The organism is Erwinia aphidicola, from assembly GCF_014773485.1.
GTDB lineage: Bacteria > Pseudomonadota > Gammaproteobacteria > Enterobacterales > Enterobacteriaceae > Erwinia > Erwinia aphidicola.
In genome coordinates this window covers 66,063-78,198 of record NZ_JACXBP010000005.1, presented here as the reverse complement: position 1 = coordinate 78,198, position 12,136 = coordinate 66,063, and the positions used below count along the sequence as shown (strand labels likewise).

The 12,136-nt window shown below is 57.0% G+C and carries 10 protein-coding genes and 1 riboswitch; of the genes, 7 read left to right on the top strand and 3 right to left on the bottom strand.

What is annotated here, in order from left to right:
- Positions 1–71: 71 nt before the first annotated feature.
- Positions 72–788, bottom strand: a complete 717-nt coding sequence (locus ID864_RS13145) for an ABC transporter ATP-binding protein (RefSeq protein WP_048916681.1) — start codon at positions 786–788, stop codon at positions 72–74.
- Positions 789–1,734: 946 nt separating this feature from the next.
- Here ID864_RS13145 and uvrB point away from each other — a divergent pair.
- On the top strand, positions 1,735–3,759 hold the full coding sequence (gene uvrB, locus ID864_RS13140; RefSeq protein ID WP_048916680.1) for an excinuclease ABC subunit UvrB: 2,025 nt from the start codon (positions 1,735–1,737) through the stop codon (positions 3,757–3,759).
- Between the two features lie 124 nt (positions 3,760–3,883).
- Here uvrB and ID864_RS13135 read toward each other — a convergent pair whose 3' ends face one another.
- A complete protein-coding gene (locus tag ID864_RS13135; RefSeq protein WP_048916679.1) occupies positions 3,884–4,792 on the bottom strand; it encodes a gluconeogenesis factor YvcK family protein in 909 nt (302 codons plus the stop codon).
- A 165-nt stretch (positions 4,793–4,957) separates the two neighbouring features.
- A riboswitch (molybdenum cofactor riboswitch) is annotated at positions 4,958–5,093 on the top strand.
- Between ID864_RS13135 and moaA the strand changes: the two genes are divergently transcribed.
- The 6 genes from moaA to ID864_RS13105 all read left to right on the top strand — a co-directional run bounded on the left by moaA (position 5,083) and on the right by ID864_RS13105 (position 8,908).
- The gene (moaA, locus tag ID864_RS13130; RefSeq protein ID WP_191149934.1) at positions 5,083–6,069 is read left to right on the top strand and encodes a GTP 3',8-cyclase MoaA; all 987 of its coding nucleotides are present in this window, start codon (positions 5,083–5,085) and stop codon (positions 6,067–6,069) included. It overlaps the preceding riboswitch by 11 nt.
- A gap of 15 nt (positions 6,070–6,084) precedes the next feature.
- On the top strand, positions 6,085–6,600 hold the full coding sequence (gene moaB, locus ID864_RS13125) for a molybdenum cofactor biosynthesis protein B (protein ID WP_048916677.1): 516 nt from the start codon (positions 6,085–6,087) through the stop codon (positions 6,598–6,600).
- Positions 6,601–7,086 carry a cyclic pyranopterin monophosphate synthase MoaC gene (gene moaC, locus ID864_RS13120; RefSeq protein ID WP_187498531.1) on the top strand — a complete coding sequence of 162 codons (486 nt, stop codon included), beginning with the start codon at positions 6,601–6,603 and terminating at the stop codon, positions 7,084–7,086.
- Complete coding sequence (moaD, locus tag ID864_RS13115; RefSeq protein ID WP_048916675.1) at positions 7,079–7,324, top strand: molybdopterin synthase sulfur carrier subunit; 246 nt, start codon at positions 7,079–7,081, stop codon at positions 7,322–7,324. The genes moaC and moaD overlap by 8 nt, the downstream gene beginning before the upstream one ends.
- Before the next feature lies 1 nt (position 7,325).
- The gene (gene moaE / locus ID864_RS13110) at positions 7,326–7,781 is read left to right on the top strand and encodes a molybdopterin synthase catalytic subunit MoaE (protein WP_048916674.1); all 456 of its coding nucleotides are present in this window, start codon (positions 7,326–7,328) and stop codon (positions 7,779–7,781) included.
- Between the two features lie 35 nt (positions 7,782–7,816).
- Positions 7,817–8,908, top strand: a complete 1,092-nt coding sequence (locus tag ID864_RS13105) for a DUF1615 domain-containing protein (protein ID WP_048916673.1) — start codon at positions 7,817–7,819, stop codon at positions 8,906–8,908.
- Between the two features lie 292 nt (positions 8,909–9,200).
- Here the strand turns inward: ID864_RS13105 and ID864_RS13100 are convergent, their stop codons facing one another.
- On the bottom strand, positions 9,201–11,147 hold the full coding sequence (locus ID864_RS13100; RefSeq protein WP_048916672.1) for a methyl-accepting chemotaxis protein: 1,947 nt from the start codon (positions 11,145–11,147) through the stop codon (positions 9,201–9,203).
- Positions 11,148–12,136: the final 989 nt, after the last annotated feature.

Below are 12,136 nucleotides of genomic sequence, written 5' to 3'. Positions count from 1 at the left end.
TGCCTGCCCCCTACGCACATCGTAGGGGACGGGCATGCCCGTCCCGCAAACTTCACACCGCCCCGCAAACCTCACACCGTCAGCCAGGTATTCACCATGCTCTCATCCAGCTGTGCCACCGTGCCGTGCGCCACGTTGCGCCCGCGGTGCAGCAGCAGGAAGTAGTCAGCCACGCGGCGAATAAACGACAGGCGCTGCTCCAGCAGCAAAATGGTCATCCCGAAATCATGGTTCAGGCGATGGATCAGGTTGCCCATCTCCTCTTCCAGCCAGGGCGACATGCCTTCGGTCGGCTCATCCAGAATCAGCAGCTTCGGCTGCAGTACCAGCGCACGCGCCAGCGCCAGCTGCTGCTGCTGGTCGATAGGCAGCTCGCCGCTGCGCTGATGACGCAGCGAATAGAGCGCCGGGAACAGGTCATACACCATCTGAGGGATAGCCCGGTGGCGTTCCATACCGGCACCGGCCAGCAGGGCGATTTGCAGGTTCTCTTCAATACTCATCTGCGAAAAGATGTGTCGCCCCTGCGGAACATAGCCTATCCCCAGCGAGGCGCGTTTTTCCACCGGCTGCAGCAGCAGGTCCTGCGGTGGGCCGTTATCTTCCTGCCAGATCATCGAGCCGCTGTTAATCGGCAAATGCCCCATGATGCAGTTGACCAGCGTGGTTTTTCCCATGCCGGGCTGTCCGAGGATGCCGGTACAGGTGCCAGGTGGCAGATCGAGATCAACATCCCACAATATGTGGTTCTGCCCATAAAATTGATTAATAGAACGTAAGCTGAGCATCTGCACTCTCCTTCAGACAGTTTTCGATCGCACCTGTATTGCTCCCGCTCTTTGTCGTCTGGCAAACAGTCCGGTATCTCGCTATGAAGTACCCGCGGTTTTGTGCTCCTCGCTCTGGTGTTATGCAAGCTGCAAGCGTGAGGCGGTATGGACTAACCAGTGAGTACTTGCAATTAGTGGGCCAGAGGTGTTGAACGGCGGAAAAAAGTAAAAAAAGAGACAAACTGATAACATTCATCCGCAGTTATTGGTCAGCGCGGCTAAACAATTTCCTGCAGTAAGCAGCGTGCTGCACCGGACCAGTGCCGCGGGTTAATCATTTATGGTGCAGCTGCCACGCGAAATGGCAGTGAGAGTCAGGCGGGGAGAATAAAACGTGCCCGGCTGATTGAATGCGCGGTGCATAACATGGCCAATGCCTGGCGAAATCCCCGCTGGCGGGGGTAAAAATAAAGCAAAAAAAAATATTTGGCGGGTCGATCGCAGCGTGGGGACGATTTATACACATCAGACGCCTCAAGCGCTGAAAACAGTTATCCACCATTCCTGTGGATAACCTTGTGCATTAGAGTGTGAAAACCCGCGCAAGGCGAGAGCGGACGCGGCTTGCGCACGGGTTGGTGCGAAACTCGGCTTCTTTATATAAATGATTAAAATCAATTAGTTAATTAAAATCAAGCCACTGGAATATTCCTGATAAGCGCCGGGTCAGATTTGTCAGCAGGCTATTGACAAATGTTAAAAGCGTAAAGCATTTGGGGATAACCTCGACGCCTGTTTTGCGCATTCGTTTGCGCAACGGACGGCAAAAGTGCAGACGGGCTCTCTTCTGATGCATCATGCAAAATAACTGTAATTTTATCCAGTCTTTTTTGCTGGCAAAATCGTCAGGGCAGAGTAGAATTACAGTCCGGTTCGCGCACTTCATTTTTCAGGTAGCCCTTCAATGAGCAAAGTCTTTAAACTCAACTCCGATTTCAAACCATCTGGCGATCAGCCTGAGGCGATTCGACGCCTTGAAGAGGGGCTGGAAGATGGTCTTGCCCATCAGACGCTGCTGGGCGTGACCGGATCCGGTAAAACCTTCACCGTCGCCAACGTGATTGCCGACCTGAACCGCCCGACCATGGTGCTGGCCCCTAACAAGACGCTGGCGGCGCAGCTGTACGGCGAGATGAAAGAGTTTTTCCCTGATAACGCCGTGGAATACTTTGTCTCGTATTACGACTACTACCAGCCGGAAGCCTATGTGCCCAGCTCCGACACCTTTATTGAGAAAGATGCCTCGGTTAACGAACATATCGAGCAGATGCGTCTTTCCGCCACTAAAGCCCTGCTGGAGCGGCGCGACGTTATCGTGGTCTCCTCCGTTTCTGCGATTTACGGCCTTGGCGACCCTGACCTCTACCTCAAAATGATGCTGCACCTGACGCGTGGTATGGTGATTGACCAGCGCGCCATCCTGCGCCGCCTGGCGGAGCTGCAGTACACGCGTAACGACCAGGCATTCCAGCGCGGAACATTCCGCGTGCGCGGAGAGGTGATAGACATCTTCCCGGCAGAGTCGGACGACTACGCGCTGCGCGTGGAGCTGTTTGATGAAGAGGTCGAGCGGCTCTCAATTTTCGACCCGCTGACCGGTCAGATTGAGTCGGTGATCCCGCGCTATACCATCTACCCGAAAACGCACTACGTCACGCCGCGTGAGCGCATTGTGCAGGCGATGGAAGAGATTAAAGTTGAACTGGCGGAGCGCAAAAAGGTGCTGCTGGAAAACAACAAGCTGCTGGAAGAGCAGCGCATCAGCCAGCGCACCCAGTTTGACCTCGAAATGATGAACGAGCTGGGCTACTGCTCCGGTATCGAAAACTACTCGCGCTACCTCTCCGGGCGCGGTCCAGGCGAAGCGCCGCCCACGCTGTTTGACTACCTGCCTGCCGATGGTCTGCTGGTGATTGACGAATCCCACGTCACGATTCCGCAGATTGGCGGGATGTACAAAGGCGACCGCTCGCGCAAAGAGACGCTGGTCGAGTATGGCTTCCGCCTGCCGTCGGCGCTGGACAACCGCCCGATGAAGTTTGAAGAGTTTGAGGCGCTGGCGCCGCAGACTATTTACGTCTCCGCTACGCCGGGCAATTATGAGCTGGAGAAATCCGGCGGTGATGTGATTGACCAGGTGGTGCGCCCAACCGGCCTGCTCGACCCGATTGTCGAAGTGCGCCCGGTGGGTACCCAGGTGGATGACCTGCTGTCGGAGATCCGCAAGCGCGTGCAGATTAACGAGCGCGTGCTGGTCACGGTGCTGACCAAACGCATGGCGGAAGATTTAACCGAATACCTGACGGAGCACGGCGAGCGCGTGCGCTATCTGCACTCGGATATTGATACCGTTGAGCGTGTCGAGATCATTCGCGATTTGCGCCTCGGTAAATTTGACGTGCTGGTGGGGATTAACCTGCTGCGAGAGGGCCTGGATATGCCGGAAGTGTCGCTGGTGGCAATCCTCGATGCCGATAAAGAGGGCTTCCTGCGCTCCGAACGCTCGCTGATCCAGACCATTGGCCGCGCCGCACGTAACCTCAACGGTAAAGCGATTCTCTACGGTGATAAGATCACCCCGTCGATGGAGCGCGCTATAGGCGAAACCGAGCGTCGCCGCGAGAAACAGGAGCAGTACAACAAGGAGAACGGCATTGTACCGCAGGGGCTGAACAAGAAAATTGCCGATATTCTTGAGCTGGGCCAGGGGCTGGCGAAGAACAAAGCTAAGCCGCGCAATATGAAAGGTAAGAGCCTGGTGGAAGACGATGCGACCTATGTCGATCTGTCGCCAGCCGGGCTGCAGAAGCGCATTCACCAGCTGGAAGCGCAGATGCAGCAGCACGCGCAGAATCTGGAGTTTGAAGAGGCCGCCCAGGTGCGTGACCAGCTGCACCAGGTGCGCGAGCTGTTTATCGCCGCATCGTAATTATTTGGCCGCAGGGTTTTTGTAGGGGGGGACCTTCTTTTCCGGTCCCCCCGCGCGGTAAAGGATAGATCGCGGGCCGATCGAAAAAAATGATCGGCCCCTACGGTTCAAATCGGGCGCATTTTCACACCATCGCCTGCACCGCGTGCTCCAGCGCCAGGCGCAGCAGCTGGCGGTCGTGGCGATAGGGAATATCTCCGGCCTCCAGCGGCTCCTGAATCACCATGCGGTCGCTCAGATGGCTGCTGTCAACCTTCGGCCCGAGCACCAGCGCATCAATCACCCGTTTACCGATCGCCTTCTCCATCATCGCCAGCTTATCCACCACCGTCAGCTGTGCCGCTGCCGGGCTGAGCTCTTTGCCGAGATTGCCAATAAACACCATCGTCGCCGGGGTACGGCGCAGCGCCTGGGCGATTTCCGGCAGCAGCAGCACCGGCATCAGGCTGGTATAGAAACTGCCGGGGCCAATCAGGATCAGGTCGGCTTCACCAATCGCTTCTACCGCTTCACGCGTGGCGCTGACGGCAGGGGAGAGCATTAACTCCTGCGGCGGCTGGGTCAGCTGGTCAATTTCAGTCTCGCCGTATACCAGGTGACCCTCGCTATCCAGCGCCACCAGGTCGACGGGCTGCTCTGACATCGGGATAAGAAACGCATCCACCTTCAGCAGATTGCGGATCAGGTTTATCGCCTCAAACGGGCGCACGCTGAGATGATCGAGCGCCTTCAGCATCAGGTTGCCGAGATTATGGCCGGCCAGCTCGCCGTTACCGGCAAAGCGATACTCAAACATTGCCGAGGCCACGCTCGGCTCGGCGATCAGCTGGTTAAGGCAGTTGCGCATATCACCCCAGGCAATACCGCCTTCCGAGCGGCGAATGCGCCCGGTGGAGCCGCCATTATCCGTGGTGGTCACAATGCCGGTAAGGCGGGAACCCAGCGGAGAAAGTGCGGACATCACACGACCCAGGCCGTGCCCGCCGCCTAATGCCACCACGCGGTCGAGGTCAGCTAAAGTGCGATTGCGCATAGTTATTGTCATCATCATGGTTGAAACGTTGATAAAAGCTATTTTACGCTAAACGGGTGTTAAAATGCCGGGAAAAAACGTTATATCTCAAAGTATATAGCGAAACTCTGTTCTGGTATCGCGCAGTCAGAAGCGCTAAAATTTTTAAACCATGGTTTACCGATGTCCGGTAAATCACACTTAAGCCCTGATACCTAAGTCCTGCTGGATACGGTCTCCTGGCCGCAACCCCGAGTTGCCAGGGTGCAGAAAGAAATGACTGCATCTCCCCTCTTTGGAAAGGTGTTCTGGTGCCACAATTTGCTGATAGTTTCGACCGCAGGTTCTATTACCTGCGTCTGTCGATCACCGATGTATGCAACTTCCGTTGCACATACTGTCTGCCTGACGGGTATAAACCACAGGGTATTCAGAACAAAAGCTTCCTGTCGCTGGATGAAATCCGTCGCGTCACGCGGGCGTTCGCCGCTGCGGGCACCGAAAAAGTGCGCCTGACCGGCGGCGAGCCTTCAATGCGCCGTGACTTTACGGACATCATTGCGGCGGTGCGCGACAACCCCTCTATTCGCCAGCTGGCGGTGACCACTAACGGCTATCGCCTGCAGCGCGATGTTGCCGAGTGGCGGGCTGCCGGGCTGACCGCACTCAACGTCAGTATCGACAGCCTTGATGCGCGCCAGTTCCACGCCATTACCGGCCAGGACAAATTTCATCAGGTGATGCGCGGTATCGATGCCGCTTTTGACGCCGGGTTCAGCAAGGTGAAGGTCAATACCGTGCTGATGCGCGACGTGAATCACCACAGCCTGGATACCTTTCTTGCCTGGGTGCGCACGCGCCCGATCCAGCTGCGTTTTATTGAGCTGATGGAAACCGGTGACGGCGGGGCGCTGTTCCGCAAACATCACGTTTCTGGCGAAGTGATCCGCGACCAGCTGCTGCAGCAGGGCTGGGTGCGTCAGGCGCGCGCGCGCAGTGACGGCCCGGCGCAGGTATTCCGGCATGCCGACTATCAGGGTGAAATTGGCCTGATTATGCCGTATGAAAAGGACTTCTGCGCCAGCTGTAACCGCCTGCGCGTATCGGCGATTGGCAATCTGCATCTCTGCCTGTTTGGTGAGAGCGGCGTACCGCTCAGAGATCTGCTGGCGGATGACAGCCAGCAGGCGGAACTGCAGGCGCGTATCGCCAGCAGTCTGACCAGCAAAAAGCAAACCCACTTCCTGCACCAGGGCAATACCGGCATCACGCAGAATCTCTCATTTATCGGCGGTTAAGCTAAGGACTTGATTATGAGTAAAACTTCGACGGATTTTACCCCCCTTAACGTGGCGGTGCTGACCGTCTCCGACCGCCATACGGCGGAGAGCGACAGCTCCGGCAGCTATCTGCGGGAGGCCGCGATCGAGGCCGGGCATCAGGTGCTCGACCATGCCATCGTGCCCGATAACCGCTACCGTATTCGCGCCGTGGTCTCCAGCTGGATCGCCAGCAGGGATGTGCAGGTGGTGCTGATCAACGGCGGTACCGGTTTTAATGAGAAAAACAGCACCCCGGAAGCGCTGCTGCCGCTGTTCGATCGTGAAGTGGAAGGATTTGGCGAGCTGTTCCGCATGATCTCCTGGGAGGATATTGGCACCTCCACCATTCAGTCGCGCGCGGTGGCTGGCGTCGCCAATCAGACGCTGATCCTCGCCGTGCCCGGTTCCACCAGCGCCTGTCAGCTGGCGTGGGAGCGCATTATTCAGCCACAGCTGGATGCCCGAACTCGCCCGTGTAATTTTGTTTCACATGTGAAGAAGCCGTAAATGTCTCAGTTAACTCATATTAATGCCGCCGGTGAGGCGCATATGGTGGACGTTTCCACCAAACAGGAAACCGTGCGTGAAGCGCGGGCAGAAGCGTTCGTGGTGATGCACCCGGAGACGCTGCAGATGATTATCGACGGCAGCCACCATAAGGGTGACGTCTTTGCCACGGCGCGCATTGCCGGCATCCAGGCGGCAAAACGCACCTGGGAGCTGATCCCGCTCTGCCACCCGCTGCTGCTGAGCAAGGTGGAAGTGTCGCTGGAAGCCCAGCCGCAGCACAACCGCGTGCGCATCGAGTCGCTGTGCCGCCTGACCGGGAAAACCGGCGTGGAGATGGAAGCACTGACCGCGGCCTCCGTTGCCGCGCTGACCATCTACGACATGTGCAAGGCGGTGCAGAAAGATATCACCATCGAACAGTGCCGCCTGCTGAGTAAGAGCGGTGGGAAATCCGGTGATTTTCAGGCGGTGAGCCATGATTAACGTGCTGTTTTTTGCCCAGGTGCGCGAGCTGGTTGGCACCGCCAGCCTTGAACTGCCCGCCGAATTTACCAGCGTAGAAGCCCTGCGCAGCGAGCTGGCGCAGAAGGGCGATCGCTGGGCGCTGGCGCTGGAGTCCGGCAAGCTGCTGGCGGCGGTTAATCAGACGCTGGTGCCGATGGCGCATCCGCTGCGCGCCGGGGATGAAGTCGCCTTCTTCCCGCCGGTCACCGGGGGCTGAGATGGAGACGCGAATTCGGGTTGGCAGCGAACCATTTAATATGGCCGACGAGTATCAGTGGCTGGCCGCCTGCGATGAAGATGGGGCGGTGGTGACCTTTACCGGCAAAGTGCGCAATCACAACCTTGGTGATAACGTCAGTGCCCTGGCCCTCGAACACTATCCGGGCATGACCGAAAAAGCGCTGGCGGAGATCGTAGCCGAAGCGCGCCGCCGCTGGCCAATGCAGCGCGTCACCGTCATCCATCGCGTCGGTGAACTGTTCCCGGGCGATGAGATCGTGCTGGTGGGGGTCAGTGGCGCGCACCGTGGTGCCGCCTTTGACGCGGCGGAATTTATCATGGATCGGCTGAAAACCCGTGCGCCGTTCTGGAAGCGTGAAGCCACGCCAGACGGCGAGCGCTGGGTCGAGGCTAAACAGAGCGACCGCGACGCCGCCGCACGCTGGGAAAAATAGGGTACACTGCGTCTTTTCTTTGGCTAAGGATTTTCATGAGCCGTTTCTCTTTGAGACACCTCGCGCCGCTGGCCCTGCTGGTGCTGGCGGGCTGTAGTAACCCGACGTCGAAAACCACGCCTGCCGCGCGCCCGACCGATGTGAAAGCCCAGATCGCCCGGCTGTTACCGCCCGGCGTCAGCGATCGCCAGGGCTGGGCCAGCGATATCTATGTCGCCTTCAACGGCCAGGAGATTGACCCTTCGGTCAGCAATCTGTGCGCGGTGATCGCCGTTACCGGGCAGGAGTCCAACTTCAGCGCCGATGCCAATGTGGCCGGCCTGCCGAAAATCGCCTGGGGCGAGATTGACCGCCGCGCAGGGCAGCTGCATATCCCATCATTCCTGGTGCGCACCGCGCTGCTGATCAAATCCCCCAACGGCAAAAGCTATGCCGATCGCCTCGATCATGTCTCCAGTGAAAAAGAGCTGAGCGCGATCTTCGATGATTTTATCGATATGGTGCCGATGGGGCAGAAGCTGTTTGGCAATCTCAACCCGATCCACACCGGCGGCCCGATGCAGGTCAGCATTGCCTTTGCCGAAGCGCACAGTAAAGGCTACCCGTATCAGGTTGACGGCTCGATCCGGCGCGAAGTCTTCAGCCGACGCGGTGGGATGTGGTTCGGTACCCTGCATCTGCTGGGCTATCCGGCCAATTATACTGCGCCGCTGTATCGCTTTGCCGACTTCAACGCGGGCTGGTATGCCAGCCGTAACGCCGCATTCCAGGCGGCGGTATCCCGGCTGAGCGGCATCAAGCTGGCGCTGGATGGTGACCTGATCAACTACGGGTCCGACAGTGCAGGCTCAACCGAGAAAGCGGTACGTACCCTCGGCAAGCGTCTGGACTTCAGCGAGCGGGCGATCCGTCGGGCGCTGGAGAAAGGGGAGAGCATCGACTTCGAGAAAACCGACCTGTACAAGTCGGTATTCGCGCTGGCGGATAAAGACGCCGGTAAGAGATTACCGCGAGAAGTGCTGCCGGGCATCAAGCTGGAAAGCCCGAAAATAACCCGTAATCTGACCACCGCCTGGTTTGCCCAGCGCGTGAATACGCGTTATCAGAGCTGTATCAGCCGTCAGTAATCTGCTGTCACGGGCCGATCGAAAAGGATGATCGGCCCCTGCGGTTACAGCCGGTTCGACGGGCCGATCGAAAAAGATGATCGGCCCCTACGGTTACAGCCGGTTCGACGGGCCGATCGAAAAAGATGATCGGCCCCTACGGTTACAGCCGGTTTGCTGGGCCGATCGAAAAAGATGATCGGCCCCTGCGGTTACAGCCGGTTTGACGGGCCGATCGAAAAAGATGATCGGCCCCTACGGTTACGCTCTGGTGTAGGGGCCGACCGCTTTTCTGGTCGGCCCTCGATCCCCGTTACGCCGTTTCCAGCTTAAACAGCTGCACGGTCTGCGCCAGCGTCTTCGCCTGATCCTCCAGCGATGCGGCGGCGGCCGACATCTGCTGCACCAGCGCGGAGTTCTGCTGCGTTGCGCCATCCATCTGATTGACCGCGACCGTCACCTGACCGATGCCCTGCGACTGTTCATCGGAGGCATGCACAATCTCGCCGATAATGGTCTTCACCGAGTTTACCGCCTGCGTCATCTCCTGCATGGTTTTCCCGGCGCTCTGCACCAGATCCACCCCGTGGTCGACGCGCTGGGTCGATTCGGCGATCAGCGCGGAGATATCCTTCACCGCATTGGCGCTGCGCTGTGCCAGGCTGCGCACTTCCGCCGCCACCACCGCAAAGCCGCGCCCCTGCTCCCCGGCGCGTGCTGCTTCAACCGCCGCGTTCAGCGCCAGAATATTGGTCTGGAAGGCAATGCCGTTGATAATGCTGGTGATAGCACCAATCTTCTGCGAGCTCTCATCAATCTGCTGCATAATCTGCACCACCTGCGACACCAGCTGCTCGCCGCGCCGGGCGATGTCGGTAGCGTTATCCGTCAGCGCCGTTGCCTGGTGGGCATTATCAGCATTGTGCTTCACCGTGGCGGTTAACTGCTCCATGCTGGCTGCCGTCTCTTCCAGCGCCGCAGCCTGCTGCTCGGTGCGTGAAGCGAGGTCAAGGTTGCCGCTGGCGATCTCTTCCGCCCCCTGACGTACCGAGTCGCTGGCGGAGATAATCTCACCCACCATATTGCGCAGCTGGTGCTGCATGGTCTGCATGGCGAAGAAAATACTCTGCTTATCGTTCTCTTTCACCGGGATAGTGGCGCTGAGATCGCCCTCTGCCACCGCCAGCGCAATATCCGCCGCCTGACGCGGCTCCCCGCCGATCGGTTTCGCCACTTTGCGGCTGAACACCAGCCCCAGCACGCCGCACACCACCACAATACTGATCACCGCCATTATCAGCGCATACATCAGCTGGCGGTTCGCCGCGGCCATCACCAGCTTCACCGGCGCGGCAACGCCGAGATACCATGAAGCCTGGCTGTTGCCAACGGTGATCGGACGCCAGGTTTGCAGCACATCCTCACCCAAAACCGGGTCGTAGCGCTGGATTATCTGGCTGCTGAACTTGTCGGTTTCGCCTTTATAGGGCTTACCGGCATCGTCCTTGTTTGGGCTGGAAACCACCTTACCGGCGGTAGAGAGCAGCATGGCATAGCCTGCGCCTTGCCACGGTTTGATTTTACTCACTTTTTCCTGCAGCGAGGCGAGTGAAATATCGGAGGTGGTCACGGCTTTCACCTTGCCATCATCAAAAATCACCGCCGAAACGGAGGTCAGCAGGGTGGGGACGCCTTCATAGGCGAAGCTGTAAGGTTCGGCCAGCGTGTCGCGTTCCAGCTTGCGTGGTACCAGATAGTAGTCGCCATCACCCGGGGTGAGAAATGTCCCCATCAGATGGCTTTGATAGGCACCCGCTTTATCCCGATCGACATAGCGCGAGAAGCGCCCACCCGGCGGCGAACCAGGCTGGCTGGCGAACTCCGCATCGCGTCCATCTAAAACATTGGGTTCGAGAACCGCCGACATCGACAGATAGCTGGGGTTCATCTTCAGCGCATAGACCATAATCTGTTCCGCCTGAGCGCGGTCAGTGATGCCCGCGGCGGGTAGGGCAATCAGGCTCTGGCCCATGGCGGCTGCGACGGTGCGTGCATACTCCAGCTCTTTCTGCACCGATAGCGCCTGGCTCTGGGCGATCTGCCCGAGATAATCTTCCGCCAGCTTTTTCTGCTGCTGGCTCGACTGCCAGCTCAGCAAGCCAATGGTGAGGCTGAAACCCAGGGTAATTGTCAGTACCCCAGTGAGCAGCATCAGCGTGCGGGTGCTCATTCTCTTTTTTGCTACTGTCTGACTCTGCATGTGACCTTCCCCGATGTGGCAAAATGTACCCGTTAGTCACTTCCTGTTTTGCAACCTCCTTTGCTCAGTCTATCGGCAGTCAGTGAGCAATCTTTATCCGGCAGATGGATTTATTGGATAAATTCGGCGTGAGATAAAACTCTGCCTGTCAGTTACGACCTCGGATAATCATCACACTTTGCCCTGCGTCAGTTAAGCGATCAGAGCCAGTTGTGGCTGCCCAGCGGGTGATTTTGCGCTGTAATTTAGCGCTGAAGATCGGCAAAAGCCCTGGCAATCAATACGATCCAGCTTTGGGTGTCGAATGACTTCCCCCGAGTCCATTATTTTCCTATTGGCAAGGTCAGGTGTTAAGTAGGAAGTAATGTTCAGGTGGGTAATAAATAGCGCATGAATAAGACAATGTGCTCTCGTTATATCAATCAGGTGAATGTAGCGGATAGCATCAGGAAACCGGGAGAGGTTAAGGCGTGTTGCTTATTGGTTATTTTAACGCTATTCCGTACGGTATCATTGCTTGCGAGGCTGTACTCTATTTTTCTTGATAGTTTTTTTCGCTTCGGGGCAAACTTGATTTAGGAACATTCAGTATCGATCTCTACCCTGGTCTCTACCATGCCGATTTTTTCTTGGTGAAAATCCTAAAAATAAAAAAATAGTTTATCTCCTAATAGCGGGGGCATTGCCCCCTTTGCAAAATTTCAACGCATAACCCCAGGTTTTAATAGCGGGTAGGGTGTTGGTATTAACTGGCTATTTCTTTCCAATAAGTCTCTTTATAAGCGTCAAAAAAATCTTTGTTCTTCGCCCTTTAATATGTGCAAGCTCTTTATTGTTATGATTTCTATAGTAAATTTTCCTCCTTTTTTTGGTTTGATAGTGATATAAAATGCTGAAAAATATGATTAAAGGCAAGGTGAATAAAAGTAATAGTTGTAACATTTTACACGCTCTCTCTTATGTCGTCTTTAGTAAGAATATTCCGTAAG

What these genes read in the sequence shown, in the direction of transcription:
- ID864_RS13145 (WP_048916681.1), bottom strand. Translation starts at nt 788, where the DNA reads ATGCTCAGCTTACGTTCTATTAATCAATTTTATGGGCAGAACCACATA.
- uvrB (WP_048916680.1), top strand. Translation starts at nt 1,735, where the DNA reads ATGAGCAAAGTCTTTAAACTCAACTCCGATTTCAAACCATCTGGCGAT.
- ID864_RS13135 (WP_048916679.1), bottom strand. Translation starts at nt 4,792, where the DNA reads ATGCGCAATCGCACTTTAGCTGACCTCGACCGCGTGGTGGCATTAGGC.
- moaB (WP_048916677.1), top strand. Translation starts at nt 6,085, where the DNA reads ATGAGTAAAACTTCGACGGATTTTACCCCCCTTAACGTGGCGGTGCTG.
- moaC (WP_187498531.1), top strand. Translation starts at nt 6,601, where the DNA reads ATGTCTCAGTTAACTCATATTAATGCCGCCGGTGAGGCGCATATGGTG.
- moaD (WP_048916675.1), top strand. Translation starts at nt 7,079, where the DNA reads ATGATTAACGTGCTGTTTTTTGCCCAGGTGCGCGAGCTGGTTGGCACC.
- moaE (WP_048916674.1), top strand. Translation starts at nt 7,326, where the DNA reads ATGGAGACGCGAATTCGGGTTGGCAGCGAACCATTTAATATGGCCGAC.
- ID864_RS13105 (WP_048916673.1), top strand. Translation starts at nt 7,817, where the DNA reads ATGAGCCGTTTCTCTTTGAGACACCTCGCGCCGCTGGCCCTGCTGGTG.
- ID864_RS13100 (WP_048916672.1), bottom strand. Translation starts at nt 11,147, where the DNA reads ATGCAGAGTCAGACAGTAGCAAAAAAGAGAATGAGCACCCGCACGCTG.